The organism is Spirosoma aerophilum (assembly GCF_054782495.1).
In genome coordinates, this window is sequence record NZ_BAAGSJ010000001.1 from 373,506 (window position 1) to 393,971 (window position 20,466).

The following is a 20,466-nucleotide window of genomic DNA, read 5'->3' on the forward strand; positions in this document are numbered from 1 at the left end:
CGACCGACCGTTCTTCGTATGTCACATCTCCGTAAATCCATATACCGCGTTCTGGAAACATCTGCGGGAAAGCGCCGGGGCATGAGCCTGGCGTTCAACTTGCTTTTAATCACCATTATTACGCTGAATGCGATTGCCATTGTTCTGCACACCGTACCCGAATACAATCGGAAGTTTGCCCGTTTCTTCACCGAATTTGAAGTATTCTCTGTCATCTTCTTCACCATCGAATACGTCATGCGTATCTGGGTCTGCGTTGAGAATGAGAAATATAGCCATTGGTTCCGGGGCCGTTTACGGTATATTTTCTCAGCCAGCGCCATCATTGACTTCCTGGCCATTTTCCCCTTCTATTTCACACTTTTCGCCACCGATCTGGCCATTGTTCGTATTCTGCGCCTGTTCCGAATTTTCCGGCTCTTTCGAATTTCGCGCTACTCCCACGCCTTTCGCCTGATTCAGAATGTCGTGACCGAAAAGAAAGAGGAGTTAATTTTGAGCACTATGCTGGTCGTTTTCATGCTCATCATCGTATCCAGCGTCATGTATTATGTCGAACATCCGGCCCAGCCCAATCAGTTTTCGAGCATACCGGCTACCATGTGGTGGGGGGTAACGGCCATGACGACGGTAGGGTATGGCGATATTCACCCTATCACGCCGTTGGGCAAACTACTGGGAGGTATTACGGCTATTGTGGGTATTGGCCTGTTTGCGTTACCAACCGGTATTCTGGTTTCGGGTTTTAACGAGCACATCCGCAACCGCAAAGCCCCCCAGCGCAAAGTCTGTCCGCATTGCGGGAAGGAGATTTGAGTTTGGTGAAGTGAGTGGAGTAGTTGATTGGTGGAGTAAGTAAAAGTGGTGAAGTGGGTGAAAGTGGTGAAGTGAGGGTTTCAGGTTGTCTTTTTGCGCTCTTTTAGGTAGGAAATGTAGCCATTAAGAAGCTTAATGACCTGATGGTAGTTAGCTCGTTGCTCCTGCAACTGGTCTGCGGTGATATATCCCTCATCGCAGGCACAGATAAGGTGATCCAGACATTCAGTTAACGACCCTCTGGCCTGACGGCAAAACTGAATGTTTTCCTGAAAGTGATACCGGCCATAGCCTTCAGCAATATTAGCCGAAATACTTCGGCTAGCTCTAATGAGCTGATCGACCAAACGATAGCGTTCATCCCCCGGAAACGATTGTACAAGTAACCGAATCGTCTGCCTAAATTTTCTGGCTTCCTGCCAAACAACCAGTTCTTCAAAACCACTTTTGTTTTCTCGTTCCATGTTAGTAGGACGCATGGAACAAATAAAGCCACATGTGCCTGCAAAAAGAATAATCAATACATAAAGAGTAGCTTTACGTATCAAACCAACTCCGCTTACTTCACTCACTCCACCAACTCCACAAATATCCCATTTGCCTTTCACCCCCGCCGTAGCTAACTTTGAGTATGGAAAATTTCGTGGTCTCGGCCCGCAAGTACCGTCCTGCAACATTCGACACGGTTGTAGGGCAAGAGCATATCACTACCACGCTTAAGAATGCGATTAAAACCAACCATTTAGCGTCGGCCTTTCTGTTTTGCGGGCCGCGTGGGGTTGGCAAAACGACCTGCGCCCGAATTCTGGCGAAAACGATCAATTGCCAAAACCTAACCCCTGAGGGGGAAGCCTGCGATGCCTGCGAGTCATGCGTGAGCTTCAATCAAAATGCATCCTTCAATATCCATGAGCTGGATGCCGCTTCCAATAACTCTGTTGAAGATATTCGTAACCTGATCGATCAGGTTCGCTACCCACCCCAATCGGGTAAATACAAGATTTATATTATTGACGAGGTGCACATGCTCTCGTCGGCGGCTTTCAATGCGTTTCTGAAAACGCTGGAAGAGCCCCCGGCATATGCCATTTTTATTCTGGCAACGACGGAGAAACACAAAATTCTGCCAACGATCTTATCGCGCTGCCAGATTTTCGATTTCAACCGGATTCAGCCGCAGCACATTGCCAATCACCTCGCCGGTATTGCCCAAAAAGAAGGCATTACCGCCGAAACGGAAGCCCTGGACCTGATCGCACAGAAAGCCGACGGTGGCCTGCGCGACGCGTTGTCGATGTTCGACCTAAACGTGACTTTTGCCGCCGACCGGATCATTCGGTATAAGGAAGTGCTGGACAACCTGCACATTCTCGACTATGATTATTATTTCAAACTGACGGATCTGCTACTGGCCGGAAACCTGCCGCAGAGTTTACTGACGGTTGATGAAATCCTGAGAAAAGGATTCGATGGACACCAGTTTGTGGTTGGCCTGTGCCGCCACTTCCGTGATTTGATGGTTTGTAAGGATGCCGCCACGGTGCAGTTGCTGCAAGTGACGGAAAACGTCCGGCGGCAGTATCTCGATCAGTCGGTTCGGGCGCCTATGTCGTTCCTCCTGTCGGCCCTTAGCCTGGGCGGGCAGTGCGACATGAATTACAAGCAGGCCAAAGACCAGCGCCTGCATACCGAGCTCTGGCTGATGAAACTGGCCAATCTGCGCAACCTGCTGAACTGGGAGGCTATGCCCGAGTTGGCGGCCCCGCAAAACGGCACTTTTACTGCTGAACGCTTTACTGCCGAACCGTCGGGAGACGAAAAAAAAAACGGCCAGCCAATCCCCGCTCCGTCGCAGCCCTCAACTAACGGCAACCAGCTAAGCGAAAGCCACTCCATCACGAGCGAACCTGTAAACGGGTACCAATCCACCAACGGAACGGCAACGAATGGGGCGGCTAATCAACACAGTCCCGCAACCAGGCCGGTCGATGTGGTCACGGCAAACGCCAGCCAGCCCCAGGCGGAGGCCCCTGCGGCAGTTATGCCAGCCCCTCAGCCAGCAGTAACCACAAAGCCGGAGGTGGAGGTGTTGACAAAGCCCAGAATAGCCCCACCGGCCCGTCCGGCCACGAGCCGCTTACGCCCAACGGTTTCGTTGACGGCCGGTCCGGTTACCCCGTCGACAGAAGCCGACGCAGAAGTAGTCTCCACCGGCCCAACCCGCCCCGACAAGGCGTTTACGTTTGACGAATTAATGGATGTCTGGCGGGCGTTCTCCAAAGTCAGGCTGCAGCAAATCGACTCAGCCACCGAGCAATTAGTGCTAAACCGAGACTTAATACTCGATGGCACGGTCATTAAAATTACGCTCGACAATACGTTGCAAGTCGGTTACCTAACCGACGTAAAACCTGATCTCTTAGGCTACCTGCGCACCGAACTTCAGAACAGCCAGATCCAGCTTGAACACCAGGTGGCGGTGCAGGAAGTAAAAAAAATGATTTACAGCTCGCAGGATAAATTCAATTATATGGCCGACAAAAACCCGGCCCTGCATGAGCTACGAAAGGTGCTGAATCTGGAGGTGGATTATTGATGTATGATGTATAGCTGTTGAAACCTATATCATACATCATACATCATTTAAACCCCTTTGCTTCGCGGATCACTGATTTGTACTGGGCCAGCGTGAGGGCTTTTTTGTAGTTGATCCGGGCGCGGTTCCGGTCGTTGGCGCGGGCGGCAATGCGCGCTAAGCCTGCGTAAGCAAAGGCGTGGTACTCTTTTGTATACGGATCGTTATAAGGTAAGCGGAGAGCCTGCTCGTAAGCTTCCGTGGCGTCACTATCATCCTTATCGGCCAGTTCGGCCAGCATACCCGTAAACGTGTAGAGCGCCATTGGCACCAGTTTATTCGGCATCTGTTTTAAGCGCTGAATATAGGGTCTTGCTTCGGCATAACGGCCTGTCAGCAGCAAGGCTTCGGCATTGGTCATGGCAAAGAGCGGATTTTTCGGGTATTTATCGGCCAGGTATTTTGCGTAGACCGTTGCCCGGCCAGGATTCATTTCGTGTTTCAAAAGAATGTGAGCCAGGTAATAATTGGCCACCGGACGCATAAACAGGCTCTTTTTCGTCGCGATATCCATTTGCTTCAAACCCAAAGCCATATCGCCATCTTCAAAAAAGAACATGAAGGGTTTCACGATGGAGTGGTCTAACGGGTACCGCTCAATGTAATAGTTATAGAGGCCCGTCGTGAAATAAAAATCGGGATTTTTATTCATCAGGACAAAGCCCTCCCGAAGGTAGTTGTACGCCTTCTTTGACTCACCAACGGCTTTTAGCGACTCATTTCTGTTATTGTACAAAGATGCCAGATAGCTGTGTGCCGTTAGGGCAAAAAACACCGCTTCGGGATCATCTTTATCCTTGTCAAGCATATTCTTCGCTAAGGCTAACCCCTGTTCAACGGCCTGTACAAACTGCGCCGTAGCCGCCTTGTTTTCGTGAAGCGGAATATATTGTAACTCCAGTTGGGTAGCCCGTAAAACTGGACCAATGGGGTGCTGTGGATATTGAGATTGCAGTTGTCGTATCAGACCATCCGACTCAGTGAAATCCAGATTGTAAATGTAGTCCAGTGTTTTCAGAACGGTCTGCTGAGTCGTTGGGTCCGTCAGTACCTGAGCCCGCCCGGTGAGGCAAAAGCCAAATAAACTGACAAAAAGAAGCCATTTTTTTACTAACAATGTGTTTGGTACTAAAAAGTTGTCGTTTGATTCTATACAGTCAGAACCTTACTTTTGTTCAGGGCGTATTATCGAACGATAGCGCTACGCAAAAAATTATTCATGATTCATTACGAACAGTTTGTCTTAGATAACGGCCTGCAGGTATTCGTCCACGAGGACGAATCGACCCCGATGGCTGCCGTTAATATTCTGTACAATGTCGGGTCGCGCGACGAAGATCCATCAAAAACGGGTTTCGCGCACCTGTTCGAGCATTTAATGTTTGGTGGGTCGCAGAACATTGCGAGCTACGACGAGCCGCTGCAAAAAGTCGGGGGCGAAAATAATGCGTTTACCAGCCCCGACATTACCAACTATTACATCACCCTTCCAGCAGCTAACTTGGAAACGGCTTTCTGGCTGGAATCAGACCGGATGCTGAGCCTTTCCTTCGACCCGCAGGTGCTGGATGTGCAGCAGAAAGTCGTCATTGAGGAATTCAAGCAGCGGTATCTGAACCAACCGTATGGCGATGTCTGGCTGAAACTTCGTCCGCTGGCCTACCAGCAGCACCCCTACCGCTGGGCAACCATTGGCAAAGACATCAGTCATATCGAAAACGCGACGCTGGACGATGTAAAATCGTTTTTCTTTAAATACTACCTGCCGAACAACGCCATTCTGGTGGTAGCAGGCAACGTGACCGTTGAGCAAGTGAAGCAGTTATGCGCCAAGTGGTTCGCCCCCATTCAAGCGGGTGCGCCATACGTACGTCAGCTGCCCACCGAACCGAAACAGACCGAAGCCCGGAAACTGGAAACCTCGGCGAAAGTACCGCTGAACGGGCTGTACAAAGCCTATCATATGCCGGGTCGGTTCGCGGCTAATTTCTATACCGCCGACTTGCTGGGCGACATCCTTGGCCGCAGTAAATCGTCCCGACTGTATCAGCAACTACTGCGTACGAACCCACTGTTTAGCAGTGTCAACGCGTACATTACGGCGTCGATGGACCCCGGTCTGCTGGTCATCCAGGGCAATTTAAACAAAGGCGTTTCGCTGGAAGAGGCCGATGCCGCCGTGGAATCGGTAGTGCAGGAGTTCATCGACCAAACTGTTCCGGACGAAGAGCTGGCCAAAGTAAAAAACCAGGCCGAAGCCACGCTGGCGTTCTCGGAAGTGGAGTTGCTAAACCGCGCCATGAACCTGGCCTATGCCGCCAACGCAGGCAACCCTGATCTGGTGAACCAGGAAGCCGCACAAATTCAATCGGTTAACCCCGACGGTCTTCAGACGATGGCCAGGGAGTTACTGCGCAAAGACAATTGTTCGACGCTGTATTACCGGCAGGCCGAAGCCTAGCCCAAAAGACCACCTATGGAGACGACCTATCAACCCAAAGCACTCTCGCCCGATCAGCTCCAGGCTTTATCGCAGGAAGTGAAACAGGCCCTTACCGAGTTATACGGTGACCGCCTTGCCCAGGTGGTTCTGTACGGGTCGTATGCCAGGGGTGATTACCATAAAGAGTCAGACGTAGACTATCTGGTTGTACTTCAGGATGAGTATGTAAGAGCGGGTAAAGAGGTTAGGATGATGGCTCCGTCAATTGGCCCTTTGTCATTAAAATATGACGTTGAGGTGTCGGTATTCCCTACCTCCGCCACTCATTACTCGTCAGGGCATACGCCTTTCTACCAAGCTGTACAACAGGAAGGTATTCGTACATGAAAGATCTAAATCGGACTAAAGCTTTTTTGCAAAAAGCTGAAGAAGATCTATCAGAAGCGCAAATTCTGTTAGAAGCCAACTACCCTGACGGAACCTGTAATCGGGCTTACTATTCGTTATTCCATAGCATCATTGCCCTTTTGTATGCGACGAATGACAGCATTCCTAAAACGCACACCGGTGCCCATACAGAGTTTCGGAAACAATTTATAAAGACAGGCATTTTCGCCGAGTCATCCAGCATGATTATTTCAGAGCTATTTAATTTACAGCAGGGGGGCGATTACGAGATTGATTTCGACATATCTATTGAGGATGCACAGGCTGCCGTGACTCATGCATCCGAATTTCTCCTTCAGGTCGAAGCTTACCTCCGTGAAAACGGATTTACCTCATGAAAATACGAGTAGGACAGGGATACGACGTTCACCGGCTGGAAGAAGGCCGCGCCTTCTGGCTTGGTGGTATCCAGATTCCCAGTACGTTTGGTCCCGTTGGGCATTCCGATGCCGACGTGGTGTGTCATGTGCTGTGCGATGCGCTGCTGGGTGCCGCCAATATGCGCAACATTGGCTATCACTTTTCCGACAAAGACCCGCGCTGGAAGGGCGTCGACAGCAAATTATTGCTGGCCGAAGTGTTGCGTATGGTACGCGAAGCGGGCTACGAAATCTCCAATGTCGATGTGACGGTGGTGTTGCAGGAGCCGAAGCTCAACCCACATATTCCCGCCATGAAAACCTGCCTGGCCGGGGTCATGGCCATTCCCGAAGACGATATTTCGATCAAAGCGACCACTTCCGAACATATCGGGTTCGTTGGGCGGGGCGAAGGTATTGCTGCTCATTGTGTGGCGCTTATCTTTAAGGATTAGTTTTTAACCGACAACCTGTCAACCATAACTTCTGTCTATGAAGTCACTGATTTACCTTCCTGCCCTCCTGCTGGCTGGCCTGATAGCCTGCGGCCAGTCGAAACCAGCCCAGCCCGACATGCCCCTGGGATTTGAAGAGTACGACCCCGTGTCGACCCTGAAAGTACCCGAGCATAAACTAACCCGCTCGAAGTTCCCATTTATCGATGTTCATAATCACCAGTGGGATATGGACAAGGCGAACCTGAAGCCGCTGCTGGCGCAGATGGACAGCCTGAACATGGGTATTATGATCAACCTGAGCGGTCGGGGTTGGGGAAGTGTGGCGCAGGGAACTCAGTTTTTTGACAATGCACTGGCCAATGCCGCCAAAGCGGCTCCCAAACGGCTGGCCCTGTTTACGAACCTCAACTTCGACGAGATTGGCCGGAAAGGTTGGACGGAAGAGTCGGTTGCCCTGCTGGAAGCCGATGTAAAAAAGGGAGCCCACGGACTCAAGATTTTCAAGAATCTGGGGCTTAATAACAAAGACGAATCAGGCCAGCGCGTGCGGGTCGATGACCCACGCCTTGACCCGATCTGGGCCAAGTGTGGCGAACTGGGTATTCCCGTTCTGATCCACACCGCCGACCCCAAGCCGTTCTGGGACCCAATGGACCGCTACAACGAACGCTGGCTCGAGCTCAAATTACACGGCGGTCGCAAACGGGCGGCCAATGACCCCGTTCCCTGGGATAAACTCATTGCCGAACAGCATAACGTGTTTCGCAAGCACCCAAAAACGATCTTTATTGCCGCTCACATGGGCTGGTTCCCTAATGACCTGAAAAAGCTCGACAGTCTGATGACGGTTTTCCCGAACATGAACGTCGAAATCGGGGCCGTTATCGCCGAACTGGGCCGCCAGCCACGCGCCAGCCGGAAGTTTTTCGAGAAATACCAGGACCGGATTCTATTTGGCAAAGACAGCTGGGTGCCGTCGGAATACGCTACCTATTTCCGCGTCCTTGAAACGGACGACGAGTACTTTCCCTACCATAAAAAGTACCACGCCTTCTGGCGCATGTACGGCATGGGCTTACCCGACGAAATCCTGAAAAAGGTCTATTACAAGAACGCGCTCCGGCTTGTTCCGGGTCTCGACAAGAGCCAGTTCCCTAATTGATTTTTTAAACGCAAAGGCGCAAAGGTTAACGCAAGGGTCGCAACGAACCCCTTTACCCTTTGCGTTCTTTGCGCTGTCCTTTGCGCCCCTTGCGTTTAAATACCAATGAAAATCACCCGAATTTCCCTCTACCAGTACGATATTCCGCTTAAGGCGCCCATCGCTATCTCGCTCGGCACCATTGAAAACGCCCGGAATATTCTGGTCGAAATAGAAACCGACGAGAGCATAACCGGCTGGGGCGAAGGGTCGCCTTTCTGGATGATCGTTGGCGAAACGCAGGCTTCGGCACTGGCGGCAGCCGACGATATGGCAAAGCTCCTGATCGGGCGCGACCCGCTCGATATTGAAGGCTGCCTAACCACGCTGATCCGGTACTTGCCCGGCCACCCAACTACTCGCTCGGCGTTCGACATGGCGCTGTATGACCTGGCTGCCAAAACCGCCCGGATGCCGCTGTACCAGTTTCTGGGCGGTACGAAAAAGACCCTCGTTACCGACGAAACGATCTATATCAACACGCCGGAGCGCATGGTCGAAGACGCGCTGCGCATTCAGGAAAAAGGCGCTGAAGCCATCAAGGTTAAACTCGGCACGAACCTCCACGACGATATTGCGCGCGTCAAAGCCATCCGTAAGGCGATTGGCGATACAACGCCCATCCGTACCGATGCCAACCAGGGTTGGGATGTGGTAACGGCCTTGGGTGTGCTGCGGGCCACTGGCGACTGGAATGTTCAGTACTGCGAGCAGCCCATTAAACGGCACGATATTGCCGGGCTACGCCAGATTCGACAGAAAACGAACGTGCCCATCATGGCCGATGAAAGCCTGTTCGATTCCATCGATGCCATCCGGCTGGTGCGGGAAGAAGCGGTCGATTACTTCAACATCAAACTCTCCAAAAGCGGGGGCATTTTTGACGCCCTTAAGATCAACGCCATTGGCGAAGCAGCCGGTATCCCCTGTATGATCGGCTGCATGTCGGAGTCGAGACTGGCACTAACGGCCAATGCCCACTTTGCAACGGCCCGACAAAATATTCGTTTTTACGACCTGGACGCCTGTTTCGAACATGCCGACGACCCCGTATACGGTGGAATCACCTACAATGGCTACCAGATTGAGTTACCGGACTCGCCGGGAATCGGTGCCGAAATAGACGCTGCCTTTCTGGCCAAATTACCGCGTAAAATCATTTCCTAACGCTTACATGCTCGCCATCACCACCGTTCAGTCAGCCGCCGACGTGCAGGGAATTCTCGACCTGCAACAGGCCAATCTTCGTAAAAACGTGCCGCTTGATGTGCAGCTCGATCAGGGATTTGTGACAGTTGAACACGACCCCGCCGTACTGACGCGTATGAATCAGGCAGCTCCCAGCATCATTGCTAAAGACGGCGATAAAGTTGTCGGCTATGCCCTAACCATGCTACCCGAGTTTGGTAACGACATTCCGGAACTACTCCCCCTTTTTGAACTCATCAATTCATTGATCTACCAGGGCAAGCCGTTAAGCGAATACCCCTACTATGTAATGGGGCAGGTTTGCGTGGCCGACGGTTACCGGGGCCAGCGCGTATTCGACCGAATGTACCAGCACCACCGCGACGTGTACAGTGACAGATTTCAGCTTTTGATAACCGATATTTCGGCCAACAACACCCGCTCACTCAAAGCCCACGCCCGGGTTGGTTTTGAGCGCATTCATGACTTTCACGACTCAATCATAGGCGAAACCTGGGCTGTCGTGCTCTGGAACTGGAAAAAGTAAAACCAATTGTACCCACGGGTTTCAACCCGTGTTTCTTTTTAATAAACATACACGGGTTAAAACCCGTGGGTACAGCCCGTATTCGAGTAAACGGCAGCGTTAACAGGCTTTTACCGGCAACCAACGTAAACCGAAAACGCTATGAATCCGCAAAAAACAGCCGTTGTCCTGATCGAGTATCAGAACGATTTCACGTCGCCGGGAGGTAGTTTGCACGAAGCCGTAAAAGGGGTGATGGAATCCTCGAACATGCTCGACAATACCCTCGATCTGGTTGCCAAAGCCCGCGAAGCCGGAGCCGTCATCATTCATTCGCCCATCAGTTTTCAGGAAGGTTATTTCGAGATTACGAAGCACCCGTATGGTATTCTGAAAGGCGTAGTCGACAGTCAATCGTTTCGTAAAGGCTCCTGGGGTGTTGACATCATCGATTCGCTGGCCCCGCAGTCCGGCGATATTGTGCTGGAAGGAAAGCGTGGTTTAGACGCATTCGCCAGCACGAACCTCGATTTTATCCTGCGAAGCAAAGGCATCGAAACGATTGCGCTGGGCGGTTTTTTGACCAACTGCTGCGTGGAGTCGACCATGCGTTCCGGCTACGAAAAAGGTTTTGAAGTCATCACCCTGACCGATTGCACGGCCACCCTCAGCGAAGAGGAGCAAGCGTTTGCCTGTGCCAAAAACTTTCCGATGTTCTCCAAACCCATGTCGCACCATCAGTTTCTGGAGGAGCTAACGGGCGAGGCCGTTCAGGAAGTTGAAACACGAGGTTATTCAGCATAAATGTATAGGTTACCATCAAAACCTATAAGGTCTCAGAAGACCTTATAGGTTTTTTTATATATAAGCCCCTGGCATAGCATCCGCTCACAATGGCCCCTTTTGTTCTATTTTTGCAGTGAATAATTCCAACCTATGGGTAAAAAAATTGCTCTTGTCTTTATAGGGGTCTTAACGGTTTTAGTTGTCTGGCAATGGGAATTAGTCAGTTATGGATGGATGCAGGCCAAAGGTCAGCTGCGTATTTTATGGAATACAAAACCCGTGTCCGAAGTCCTGACCAGCCCGGCCTATCCTGATTCTGTAAAGAAGAAAATAGAACTAGTCCAGGAAATCAAGCGTTTTGCTATGGACTCGCTCGGATTGGATAAATCAGGGAGTTACGAGTCATTTTACGATCAGGAAGGGAAACCCATTTTGTGGGTCGTTACGGCGGCAGAACCGTACCAACTTGTTGCCCGGCAGTGGCATTTCCCCATCATCGGTACGTTTTCGTACAAGGGTTTCTTTGAGAAAGATCGTGCCGATTCCACCAAAGCGGAACTGCAACGGGAAGGGCTTGACACCCGTATTGGTGAAGTATCGGCCTGGTCGACTTTAGGATTTTTAAATGATCCTATTCTGTCCAGTTTTTTAGACAGACCTGAAGGAAGCCTGGCCGAATTGATCATTCACGAACTGACGCACGGCACATTATTTGTGAAGAATAGCCTTGAGTACAATGAGAACTTAGCTGATTTTGTAGGTGAATATGGCGCTTTACGCTTTCTGGCTCAGAAGTACGGCAGAAATTCGGTACCGTATCGGGACTATTTAGCGACAAAATTGTTTTATGAACACTACGATGAGCATATACTGCGTGGTACCCGAATGCTCGATAGTTTATACCGAACATTTAAACCTATCACGCCAAGGGTAGTCAAAGATTCGCTGAAGTGGCAAACGATCCGACAAATTGTAGTATCGTCCGATACGATCAGCGACCAACGGAGTAAAAAAGGGGCACGCTCAATAAATAAGCGACCACCCGGAAAACTAAACCTACCGAATAATGCGTATTTCATTGGGTATCTTACCTATCGAAAACAGCAGAATCGGTTTCGACAGGAATTTGATAATCGGTTTGGGGGAGATTTCAAACGGTATTTGGCCTACCTCAAACAAACATATCCATCGTTTTAAACGAAGCCCGGCGGTCGGGCGGTTGTTCGTATGAAGAAGTTAGTAATAAGCATCGGTATTTTATCTGTTCTAAGCGCAGGCTTTGTCGGGATGAATGCCTATAGGCGTGTCGTCAACACTAGTTTCGGACCCGGCGAGCACCTGGAATATCGGGTGCACTATGGTTTTATTAATGCTGCCGAAGCCGTTGTGGATGTGAGCCCTTCGCTCTACAAAGTCAACGAACGCCCCTGCTATCGGGTCAACGTAGATGCCCGTACGCTGGGCGCTTTTGACCTCGTGACCCGGATTCGCGATACCTGGCGGTCGTACATCGATACGTCGGCTATTCTACCGCAGAAATTTTACACCAACCTTCAGGAAAACAGCTACCGGAAGGAGGAAAATATTACGTTTAACCACGAAGCCAACACGGTAAAAGCCGAGGAACGCACCGAAAAAGATGTGTTTAAAGTGCCTGACAACGTGCACGACCTCATCAGCGGTTATTATTTCCTGCGCACCATTGATTTCAGCAAGTTAAGCAGTGGCCAGGTCATTGAAGTCCCCGCTTTTTACGACGATACCATCTATAACATGAAGGTTCGCTACCGGGGCAAAGACGTTGTGAAAACCAAAAAGGGTAAGATCAACGTTATTAAACTCAACCCGGTTCTACCGCAGAATAAGCTCATCAAGGAAGAAGAGTCGATCCGGATTTTCGTTTCCGACGATGCGAATAAAGTCCCCGTAAAGGTAGAAGTCGACTTCTTCGTAGGCTCCATGGAGATGGACCTCAAACGGGATGGCGGCTTGAAACAACCGTTGAAATACTATTAGGTCAATCCGGTTTTCCAGCTATAAGGCGTGCCACGGTTTAAGATCGTGGCACGCCTTTTTACGTACAGGGAAGTCGGGCAGGTCGGGTTTACATGCCTGACGAACACGCCTGTGGCCGAAGGAAAGGGTAGCACACCCTGTTTTCAGTACATAAAGGCTCGTTTACGCTCAGACGGCGCGCCTTTCTACCAACAAACGAAGTACCATAAAATCATTTATCACCCCAAAGCACAGCACTATACCAACTGACTCAGCCTAACTGGCTACATTCGCCGTTTGATTTAAAACGTTATGAAAAAAGTATCTGTTTTATTCCTTTTTCTGGCCATAACAGGCAATGTTTTCGGGCAAGACTTTTTTAATTCGGGAAAGCGTACATCCGGCTACATCAACATCACTGAATTTGGCTATGCACCCAGCATCGACGGACGTGCCGGAGCGATAGCCATCTCCACCGTAAATGGCTATAAACCCAACGACCATTTTTCGGCCGGTGTTGGCGTTTCCTATACAAGATTCAGCAATGGCCCGACAAACATTGTTAATCTCCTGCCCATTTTTGCCGATTTAAGAGCCTATATCGGCGGGCGAACAGCCCTGATGCTGGTCGGCGATGTTGGGTACAGCCTGTTGCTCGACAAAAACCAAACGATCAATACGAGTAGTAAGGGAGACTTATACCTCAATCCGGCCATTGGGATTCGCACATATGTGGCCGAAAAATCCGCAATTGTCATCAGCGTTGGTTATTTATCGCAGTATATTCTCAATCAGGCTAACAACTACGGGAATCGGTACAACAGCTCTGAACACTCCGACAACGTGAGTATTAAACTCGGGTTTCTTTTTTAAGACAAAGCCATCAAATAATAAATACCCGGATTTGTCGATCTTCCTTCTGCTTCATCACAAATTCTATGATTCATCTATACTGCCGATCTGTTCTTCTTTGCCTGTTTGGCCTGCTGGCTCCCCATATCAACGCCCAGAATCAACCTTCTTCGCAGGTTATGCTTGTGGGCTTCGATCACCTTAGCCAATTGTACAATAAACAGCCCCAGTCAGATGTATACAGCCCTAAAAAACAGGCAGAGATCAATCAACTCAATACGTGTTTGCAAGCCTATGCTCCCGATATGATCATGGTTGAGGTCGACCCTGGTGAGCAGCCACAAATCGACAGTTTGTTTGCCCTCTATTCAGCAGGGAAGCTGACCTTAAACTCCCTTCCTTCCGGCCGTAGCGAAACGTATCAGATCGGGTTTGCGCTGGCTAAACGCTTGAAGCATCCGCGCGTTTATTGCGTTGATCATTACGAAGCCACATCACAATCGCTCTTGACCGAAGGGACCAATATTGATCTGTATCAGCAGGCCCTGCAACAGCTTCAGGGAATTGCCAGACCATTAAAGAAACAGGTTCAGCAGGATAGCCTATCGGTGTATCAGTACATACGCAGGCTCAACCAGCCAGACATGATCGCACGCACGCATCGCCTGTTTTACAACTTACCTGCCCTTGTTGTTAATGGTGATTTCTCCAGGACCGCAACGAACACCATGGATGTCAGCAAAGTTGATAAACGATACATTGGCGCCGAATTTATCAGCCTATTCTATAATCGAAATCTGAAGATTTATAGCAATGCACTAACCAATCAGCGTCAATATCAGGGCAAGAAACTGCTGTTGATGTTTGGACAGACTCATATTGGCGTACTGCAGGAACTCTTCAAAGCAAATCCGGAATTCAGTCTGGTCTCTCCGCTAACCTATTGTAAATAGGGACGACTACGATCTCAATAACCGCCGACCGACGCGCAACAGGTTTTCGGTCCGACTTAGCCGGTTCCAGCGCATGGTCCAGAAGGACTCCTCAACGGCACCAAAGCTTTGGTAAAACTGACGAATGGATGGTTTTTCAGGACTCTCGAAGTCAAAAATCAGTCTCTGACCGGCATGCTCCCGAATCATCTGGTCAATCAATACCGTTCGTGCATTTCCCCGTCGTCCGGCTTTGGATGCCGCATTGAACAGATAGATAAGCCGGTTGCCTTCTCGAACGAACAACGTACCCGCTTCAATTTTACCATCAAGACAGGCGTAACATAAGGTTATCAATTGATGCTCATGCAGAGCCGATACTAGATCCCTGAAGATCGTAAGCGCCCAATCGGCGACGCCCCCGTCAATCGTATGGGCGTGATTTTCCAAAAAAAGGGTGATCAGCGGCTCCGGGTCGACGGCCTCCTCAATCGTCCAGTTTGCTGATAAAGCCCGTTTCAGGTTCTGCTTACGGTCGTTGGAGTAGTGTTGATAGAGGGCGGGGTAACCAACCGACAAATCCAGCGTTTGGGTCGAGATCGTTTTCAGATCGTCAAACGTCAGAATTTCATTTGGACACTGGCCGGTGCTGAACGTCGAGCCATAGCGAAAACGCTGCTGCATAGCCCGAAAAAAAGGAGCCGGATCAACGCTGTCGTCGACACGAAATAGATCCAGTCTCTGGCAAAAAAACGGCTGGTGTACCACCCAGCTATAGGGGATGCCCGCTATACGTTTCCGGCGGAGGGGAATAGGCATCACTGCCCTGTACGTGCCATCGTCGTTGACCATTACCAACCCTATCCATTTCCAGTCCGGGCTGGGTAGAACGGCATCTAAATACCAGCTGTACCCATATAGAATTCGCTGCCGGGAATTGGCAACACAGGCGTCCCAGGCGTCGGCGTCGATTTGATGACGGAGAAGGGTTGTCAAGGGTTTTGTCATGCCGACAAAATCACTTGAACATGGCCTTCAATTTCTCAATGATATCCCGCGTTTCGGCGTGTTTGGCAACCAGATCGCTCACCGTTTGTACAGCGTGGATGACGGTGCTGTGGTCGCGTCCGCCAAAATGGTAGCCAATGGATTTGAGCGACAGGTCCGTTTTCTCCTTTGCCAGATACATAGCTACCTGCCGGGGATGGACCAGTTCGCGTTTCCGGCTTTTGGCTTTCAGGTCGGCAATGGTCACATTATAGAAACTGGCAACCGCTTCCTGCACCGTATCAATGGTCACTTCGCGCTCAGAGTCAACGACAATGTTGCGTAACGTCTGTTTGGCCAGTTCAAGGTCGATTTCCCGACGATTCAGCGATGCCTGCGCCATGAGCGACACAATGACACCCTCCAGCTCCCGAACGTTCGTATTCACGCTGTGGGCCAGATATTCGATGACGGTATCGTCAATGTAAATTCCTTCGGCTTGCAGCTTTTTCTGGATAATGGCAATACGTGTTTCCAGATCGGGCGTTTGCAGATCGGCGGAGAGCCCCCATTTAAAGCGCGATAACAATCGGTCTTCCAGGCCATCCAGCGCCCTCGGTGCCCGGTCAGACGTCATAATAATCTGCTTGCCGGACTGGTGAAGGTGGTTGAAGATATGGAAGAAAATTTCCTGTGTCTTCTCTTTCTTTTGCAGGAACTGCACATCGTCGATCACGAGCACATCCACCTGCATGTAGAATGCGGTAAAGTCGCGAATACCATCGGAGCGAACCGCATTCAGAAACTGGTTCGTAAACTTCTCTGAGGTCACATACAGGACGAACTTTCCCTGGTTATTATTCTTGATGAAGTTGCCGATGGCCTGCACCAGGTGTGTTTTACCCAGTCCTACGCCCCCGTAAATCATAAGCGGGTTAAACGAGGTCACACCGGGCCGCTCGGCAACGGCATAGCCCGCCGACCGCGCCAGTCGATTGCAGTCCCCTTCCACATAGTTGTCGAACGTGTAACTTGGGTTCAGGTACGAATCGAGCGTTAGTGAATCCAGGTCTTTTAGTTGAAACGGGCTCTTCAGAATGTCGGGGTTGACATTGTCCGGCTTGGACGTGTGTGTCGATTTGGTGGTAGGAACGTTAACCGTCAAGGGTCGATTCTGCTCGTTTCCTTTGTCAACAATAATCGAGTATTCCAGTTGTCCATTACGCCCAATAGCCGTATCGAGTGCCTTTCGCAGCGCATGAACGAAGTTTTCTTCCAGCCATTCGTAAAAGAATTCACTGGGTACCTGAATCGTCAGTACGTTTCCGTTGAGCCGTAACGGAACGATTGGCTCGAACCAGGTATTGAAGCTTTGTTCAGGTACAATCTCCCGGATAACATTCAGACAGCGATTCCACACCGTCGTTACTTCACGCTGCATGCCTGTCTGAGGAGTTATATTCACGAGTTAGATTAGTATATCGTTACGTTGGGCAATCAAAAAAGGGAGACAAATGTAGGCAAATATCTGACCGACCCGTACGGAACGAGTCACGTTTTTTTTCGGCACTTCCCGCCTTTTACGAATAACCAGCTAAAATTAAGCGATTCACCGGGAACGTCAAGGCCAACGCATAATCCCTTTGAATAATGCAATCCTCATGCTGATTAGTTAGTTATACCCTTACTTTTCCCATAAAAACAGAAAAAGCTTACTTTTACCCCAACTATTTTTCAATCGTATTAAATGGTATCTTTTTTTTTGCCGCTATTTCCAACTGCCGATAAGTCTGCCTGGCTGGCACAGGTTCAGAAAGAGTTAAAAGCTGCACAAAACGGCGAGGAAGGGTACGAAAGTCTTCGCTGGCATACCCACGAGGGCTTTACGCAGGAGCCTTACTATACGAGCAGCGACCTGAGCGAGGGACCACTTACCACGCGCGTACTCGATGCGATTCAGTCTGTTCAGCGATCCAGTCCGGGCTGGCTTAATGCACCCGAATGGATTGTCGATGAGGAAAAGTCAGAAAACAGTGCCCTACGTCAGTTGCTCACCCTTGGTGCCGACGCCCTTGTTCTTGATATCAGCAACAAAACCGATCGCTTTAGCGAACGGCTGTCCTGGCTGCTCAACGGCATAAAACTCAGCGAGACCCCTATTTTCTTCCGTCTCTCGTCCGATACGCTGCCAGATTTCGTTCAGGCATTGAAAACAGTGGCCCCTTACCAGCTCAAAGGAGGCCTGTTGCTGCCTTCGAACCGCTCGACTGCTGACGTTACCCGCCTGACGGCCGATTCGCCCCTGTTTCGCACGATATGCGTTAGCAGCCATGCCTTTCACAATGCCGGTGCAACGGCCACGCAGGAACTGGCCTTTACGCTGGCCTCTCTGGTTGACACCTACGACCAACTGACCAACGACGGCCTCACGCTGGAACAGATCGTTCCTAAAACGATGGTGTCAATATCGGTGGGAACGAGTTATTTTCTGGAAATTGCCAAGCTCCGGGCCTTTCGTGTACTGATGAGCCGATTGATAGCAGCCTATGACCCCTCCCCGATCCTTCAATCTGCTCCGCTCTTCATTCATGCCCAAACGTCCACCTTTTACGACGCCAAAGCCACGCCCAACACGAATCTGCTCCGCGCAACGACCGAAGCCATGGCAGCGGTTATTGGGGGCTGCGATGCACTGACCGTTCATCCGTATGATACGATTTTGGGTCAGACGGAGCCTACGCATAAAGATTTCGCAGCCAGAATCGCCCGAAATGTATCCGTCCTATTAAAAGAAGAAAGTTACCTGGACAAAGTTGCTGATCCAGCCGCAGGCGCCTACTACATTGAAAACCTGACGAATTCGCTGGTCGACGCGGCATGGACCTTGTTTCTGGACGTCGAAAAGCAGGGTGGTTTTGCCAGTGCGATGGACAGTGGCTTTATACCATCTGAAATTGACGGTGCTTATCAGAAAAAAGTCGACGCCATTCGAAATGGCAAGGTGCTGGTGGGTGTCACGAAGTTTCGGTTCGATGAGAAAAATGGAGCACCCTCCACCACCACAAGCCCCAAAGAGGGCAACTCTGCTAAAACGGCTTTACCCGATAGGCGGCTGGCAGAATCCTTTGAAACTGAATAGTATGATCTCTCATAAAAAAAGCAGCCTCTAACAGAGGCTGCTTTTTTTATACAAACTAAATCAAATCAAGGAATAAGGACTGGTCTATTCTTAAAAAGACGTAACAGCTTTAAAGGCGTTGACACGGCCATAGCCATAATACGGATCACGACCCGTTTTGCCCAGATCGTCGGCCGAGGCCCGCAGAGCCGCTTCCACTCGGGCCGGGTCCATTGGACCACCGTTTTTACCAACAATCAGAGCAGCCACACCAGCGGCATGCGGGCAAGCCATGCTCGTTCCGGCCGAGAAATAATAGTTACCCGTTGGGCTTGTACCATTACCCGTGCTCAGGACCAGATCAAATGCGTAGCAGTAGTTCACACGACCCGCCACGGAACACAAATCACTACCGGGGAACATAAAATCGCCACCCGGAGCGGCAAAGCTAACATCTGGTGTGCCATAGTTTGAATACGATGCAAAACGGTCGAGGTTTGTCGCCGGATTGGCCGCCCAGCCCAGTGGTGCCGTTGCCGAAATGGAAAGAACATTGGGCAGATTGGCCGGTAAGCTCAAGCCCGACCCATCTTTATTGCCATCAATACCATCATTACCGGCCGCAGCAATCAGCGTTACGCCCTGACGGTTGGCATAGTTCATGACTCGGGTCATGAGCGTAATCAGTTCCTGAGTTCCTTTGGCATCCTGTCCAATAAAATCGTCTGAAGGGTTATTAGGCGTTCCGTTATCGTCGAGGTATTTGCCATTGCGAAGCACATAGGCCCCAAGACTCATGCTCACGATATCCGCTTTTTGATTAACAGCGTCCAGAATACCCTGCAGCAGCCAGGAAAACGAACCTGAACCACTGTCACGCAGTACTTTTATCAACAGCAGGTTAGCTTTGGGGGCCACACCGACAACACCAATTTTGTTGTCCAGAGCCGCTACCGTTCCGGCCGTATGGGTGCCGTGACTGCCAACACCACTCAGAGCGTATTGAGCACTTTCGCCTGGAACAAAGCTTTTGCTATACACGATGTTGGCCGCCAGATCTGGATGATCGAGGTCAAAACCACCGTCGAGAACCGCTACGCGGGCACCAGCGCCCTGATAGCCAGCGGCCCAGGCCTGGGGCGAACTGATGGCCTTGTGCCCCCACTGCAACGCAAACAACGGATCGTCGCTGGGGTTGCTGCCAGCCGCTTCTGCCAGGGCCGACTCATCCGTGACCTCTTTGACAGGTTTGATAAACTGCGCTTCGTAATCCGGAATAACCGAGCGAACGCCCGCAATACGAGCGGCTTTCTGGGCAAAATCAGGGTCGGTAGACGTAGCGGTGGCGGCTCCTGCAACGCCCATCGTTTGCGTAAGCTGACCATTCGATTTCGCTACTTCCGATTCCAGATTAACAGGTAAGGATTCTGTGTTTGAGATGATAATGAATTTGCCTCGACGGAGCGTCAGGTTGGGAACATCGGCCTGCAACCGGGCATTTGCCGTAGTAGCCGGAGAGGTATCCAGGCCGCTTTCGTTTACGCAGGCGGCAAACAAAGCCGATAATGTACTAAATGTCACTAAGGTTTTAAGCGTAATTCTGTGCATTTGAGAGAAGTGTTAGGTAGTCAGATCCCAAGACGTTTGTCGTCTCAGATTAAATGCAAATTAATAAATAAGATCATATTACTATGCCTATATTTTAAATAGAGTAAAAATATAT

At 50.4% G+C, this 20,466-nt stretch carries 21 protein-coding genes; 16 read left to right on the plus strand and 5 right to left on the minus strand.

The genetic code is table 11. From position 1 onward, the window contains the following. Window positions 1–18: 18 nt before the first annotated feature. Window positions 19–816, plus strand: a complete 798-nt coding sequence (locus ACYVK4_RS01445) for an ion transporter (RefSeq protein WP_461125705.1) — start codon at window positions 19–21, stop codon at window positions 814–816. Window positions 817–896: 80 nt separating this feature from the next. Here the strand turns inward: ACYVK4_RS01445 and ACYVK4_RS01450 are convergent, their stop codons facing one another. Next, window positions 897–1,280, minus strand: a complete 384-nt coding sequence (locus ACYVK4_RS01450) for a four helix bundle protein (RefSeq protein ID WP_461125706.1) — start codon at window positions 1,278–1,280, stop codon at window positions 897–899. Window positions 1,281–1,447: 167 nt separating this feature from the next. On the opposite strand from ACYVK4_RS01450, the gene ACYVK4_RS01455 reads away from it, so the two are divergent. Further along, on the plus strand, window positions 1,448–3,412 hold the full coding sequence (locus tag ACYVK4_RS01455; protein ID WP_461125707.1) for a DNA polymerase III subunit gamma/tau: 1,965 nt from the start codon (window positions 1,448–1,450) through the stop codon (window positions 3,410–3,412). A 43-nt stretch (window positions 3,413–3,455) separates the two neighbouring features. Here ACYVK4_RS01455 and ACYVK4_RS01460 read toward each other — a convergent pair whose 3' ends face one another. Beyond that, the gene (locus ACYVK4_RS01460; protein WP_461125708.1) at window positions 3,456–4,568 is read right to left on the minus strand and encodes a tetratricopeptide repeat protein; all 1,113 of its coding nucleotides are present in this window, start codon (window positions 4,566–4,568) and stop codon (window positions 3,456–3,458) included. A 102-nt stretch (window positions 4,569–4,670) separates the two neighbouring features. Here ACYVK4_RS01460 and ACYVK4_RS01465 point away from each other — a divergent pair, with 102 nt between their 5' ends. From ACYVK4_RS01465 to ACYVK4_RS01525, 13 genes are all read left to right on the plus strand, one after another. After that, on the plus strand, window positions 4,671–5,912 hold the full coding sequence (locus tag ACYVK4_RS01465; RefSeq protein ID WP_461125709.1) for a M16 family metallopeptidase: 1,242 nt from the start codon (window positions 4,671–4,673) through the stop codon (window positions 5,910–5,912). 15 nt (window positions 5,913–5,927) lie between these two features. After that, entirely contained in the window at window positions 5,928–6,281 is a 354-nt protein-coding gene (locus ACYVK4_RS01470; protein WP_461125710.1) for a nucleotidyltransferase domain-containing protein, read from the plus strand. Continuing rightward, window positions 6,278–6,679 carry a HEPN domain-containing protein gene (locus ACYVK4_RS01475; protein WP_461125711.1) on the plus strand — a complete coding sequence of 134 codons (402 nt, stop codon included), beginning with the start codon at window positions 6,278–6,280 and terminating at the stop codon, window positions 6,677–6,679. Before ACYVK4_RS01470 ends, ACYVK4_RS01475 begins: the two co-directional genes overlap by 4 nt. After that, complete coding sequence (ispF, locus tag ACYVK4_RS01480; RefSeq protein WP_012924641.1) at window positions 6,676–7,155, plus strand: 2-C-methyl-D-erythritol 2,4-cyclodiphosphate synthase; 480 nt, start codon at window positions 6,676–6,678, stop codon at window positions 7,153–7,155. Before ACYVK4_RS01475 ends, ispF begins: the two co-directional genes overlap by 4 nt. A gap of 37 nt (window positions 7,156–7,192) precedes the next feature. Beyond that, window positions 7,193–8,320 carry an amidohydrolase family protein gene (locus tag ACYVK4_RS01485; protein WP_461125712.1) on the plus strand — a complete coding sequence of 376 codons (1,128 nt, stop codon included), beginning with the start codon at window positions 7,193–7,195 and terminating at the stop codon, window positions 8,318–8,320. A gap of 105 nt (window positions 8,321–8,425) precedes the next feature. Then, a complete protein-coding gene (locus tag ACYVK4_RS01490) occupies window positions 8,426–9,526 on the plus strand; it encodes a mandelate racemase/muconate lactonizing enzyme family protein (protein ID WP_461125713.1) in 1,101 nt (366 codons plus the stop codon). 7 nt (window positions 9,527–9,533) lie between these two features. Further along, window positions 9,534–10,094: a GNAT family N-acetyltransferase gene (locus ACYVK4_RS01495; protein WP_461125714.1), complete on the plus strand. Its 561-nt coding sequence runs from the start codon at window positions 9,534–9,536 to the stop codon at window positions 10,092–10,094. A 141-nt stretch (window positions 10,095–10,235) separates the two neighbouring features. Continuing rightward, on the plus strand, window positions 10,236–10,877 hold the full coding sequence (locus ACYVK4_RS01500) for a cysteine hydrolase family protein (protein ID WP_461125715.1): 642 nt from the start codon (window positions 10,236–10,238) through the stop codon (window positions 10,875–10,877). Between the two features lie 132 nt (window positions 10,878–11,009). Continuing rightward, entirely contained in the window at window positions 11,010–12,056 is a 1,047-nt protein-coding gene (locus tag ACYVK4_RS01505; RefSeq protein ID WP_461125716.1) for an aminopeptidase, read from the plus strand. A 30-nt stretch (window positions 12,057–12,086) separates the two neighbouring features. Then, the gene (locus ACYVK4_RS01510) at window positions 12,087–12,875 is read left to right on the plus strand and encodes a DUF3108 domain-containing protein (protein WP_461125717.1); all 789 of its coding nucleotides are present in this window, start codon (window positions 12,087–12,089) and stop codon (window positions 12,873–12,875) included. A 45-nt stretch (window positions 12,876–12,920) separates the two neighbouring features. Beyond that, window positions 12,921–13,124, plus strand: coding sequence for a hypothetical protein (locus ACYVK4_RS01515; RefSeq protein ID WP_461125718.1), 204 nt, complete (start codon window positions 12,921–12,923; stop codon window positions 13,122–13,124). 42 nt (window positions 13,125–13,166) lie between these two features. After that, window positions 13,167–13,727, plus strand: a complete 561-nt coding sequence (locus ACYVK4_RS01520) for a hypothetical protein (protein WP_461125719.1) — start codon at window positions 13,167–13,169, stop codon at window positions 13,725–13,727. 65 nt (window positions 13,728–13,792) lie between these two features. Beyond that, on the plus strand, window positions 13,793–14,659 hold the full coding sequence (locus ACYVK4_RS01525) for a DUF5694 domain-containing protein (RefSeq protein WP_461125720.1): 867 nt from the start codon (window positions 13,793–13,795) through the stop codon (window positions 14,657–14,659). A 6-nt stretch (window positions 14,660–14,665) separates the two neighbouring features. On the opposite strand, the gene ACYVK4_RS01530 is transcribed toward ACYVK4_RS01525, so the two are convergent. Continuing rightward, on the minus strand, window positions 14,666–15,646 hold the full coding sequence (locus ACYVK4_RS01530) for a GNAT family N-acetyltransferase (protein WP_461125721.1): 981 nt from the start codon (window positions 15,644–15,646) through the stop codon (window positions 14,666–14,668). Window positions 15,647–15,656: 10 nt separating this feature from the next. Further along, window positions 15,657–17,066, minus strand: coding sequence for a chromosomal replication initiator protein DnaA (gene dnaA, locus ACYVK4_RS01535; protein WP_461125722.1), 1,410 nt, complete (start codon window positions 17,064–17,066; stop codon window positions 15,657–15,659). A 306-nt stretch (window positions 17,067–17,372) separates the two neighbouring features. Between dnaA and ACYVK4_RS01540 the strand changes: the two genes are divergently transcribed. Next, on the plus strand, window positions 17,373–18,764 hold the full coding sequence (locus ACYVK4_RS01540; protein WP_461125723.1) for a methylmalonyl-CoA mutase family protein: 1,392 nt from the start codon (window positions 17,373–17,375) through the stop codon (window positions 18,762–18,764). A 90-nt stretch (window positions 18,765–18,854) separates the two neighbouring features. Here ACYVK4_RS01540 and ACYVK4_RS01545 read toward each other — a convergent pair whose 3' ends face one another. Next, window positions 18,855–20,351, minus strand: coding sequence for a S8 family peptidase (locus ACYVK4_RS01545; protein ID WP_461125724.1), 1,497 nt, complete (start codon window positions 20,349–20,351; stop codon window positions 18,855–18,857). Window positions 20,352–20,466: the final 115 nt, after the last annotated feature.

Coding starts and splice junctions, on each gene's coding strand:
- ACYVK4_RS01445 (WP_461125705.1), top strand. CDS start 19: ATGTCACATCTCCGTAAATCCATATACCGCGTTCTGGAAACATCTGCG.
- ACYVK4_RS01450 (WP_461125706.1), bottom strand. CDS start 1,280: ATGGAACGAGAAAACAAAAGTGGTTTTGAAGAACTGGTTGTTTGGCAG.
- ACYVK4_RS01455 (WP_461125707.1), top strand. CDS start 1,448: ATGGAAAATTTCGTGGTCTCGGCCCGCAAGTACCGTCCTGCAACATTC.
- ACYVK4_RS01465 (WP_461125709.1), top strand. CDS start 4,671: ATGATTCATTACGAACAGTTTGTCTTAGATAACGGCCTGCAGGTATTC.
- ACYVK4_RS01470 (WP_461125710.1), top strand. CDS start 5,928: ATGGAGACGACCTATCAACCCAAAGCACTCTCGCCCGATCAGCTCCAG.
- ACYVK4_RS01475 (WP_461125711.1), top strand. CDS start 6,278: ATGAAAGATCTAAATCGGACTAAAGCTTTTTTGCAAAAAGCTGAAGAA.
- ispF (WP_012924641.1), top strand. CDS start 6,676: ATGAAAATACGAGTAGGACAGGGATACGACGTTCACCGGCTGGAAGAA.
- ACYVK4_RS01485 (WP_461125712.1), top strand. CDS start 7,193: ATGAAGTCACTGATTTACCTTCCTGCCCTCCTGCTGGCTGGCCTGATA.
- ACYVK4_RS01490 (WP_461125713.1), top strand. CDS start 8,426: ATGAAAATCACCCGAATTTCCCTCTACCAGTACGATATTCCGCTTAAG.
- ACYVK4_RS01495 (WP_461125714.1), top strand. CDS start 9,534: ATGCTCGCCATCACCACCGTTCAGTCAGCCGCCGACGTGCAGGGAATT.
- ACYVK4_RS01500 (WP_461125715.1), top strand. CDS start 10,236: ATGAATCCGCAAAAAACAGCCGTTGTCCTGATCGAGTATCAGAACGAT.
- ACYVK4_RS01505 (WP_461125716.1), top strand. CDS start 11,010: ATGGGTAAAAAAATTGCTCTTGTCTTTATAGGGGTCTTAACGGTTTTA.
- ACYVK4_RS01510 (WP_461125717.1), top strand. CDS start 12,087: ATGAAGAAGTTAGTAATAAGCATCGGTATTTTATCTGTTCTAAGCGCA.
- ACYVK4_RS01520 (WP_461125719.1), top strand. CDS start 13,167: ATGAAAAAAGTATCTGTTTTATTCCTTTTTCTGGCCATAACAGGCAAT.
- ACYVK4_RS01525 (WP_461125720.1), top strand. CDS start 13,793: ATGATTCATCTATACTGCCGATCTGTTCTTCTTTGCCTGTTTGGCCTG.
- ACYVK4_RS01530 (WP_461125721.1), bottom strand. CDS start 15,646: ATGACAAAACCCTTGACAACCCTTCTCCGTCATCAAATCGACGCCGAC.
- dnaA (WP_461125722.1), bottom strand. CDS start 17,066: ATGCAGCGTGAAGTAACGACGGTGTGGAATCGCTGTCTGAATGTTATC.
- ACYVK4_RS01540 (WP_461125723.1), top strand. CDS start 17,373: ATGGTATCTTTTTTTTTGCCGCTATTTCCAACTGCCGATAAGTCTGCC.
- ACYVK4_RS01545 (WP_461125724.1), bottom strand. CDS start 20,351: ATGCACAGAATTACGCTTAAAACCTTAGTGACATTTAGTACATTATCG.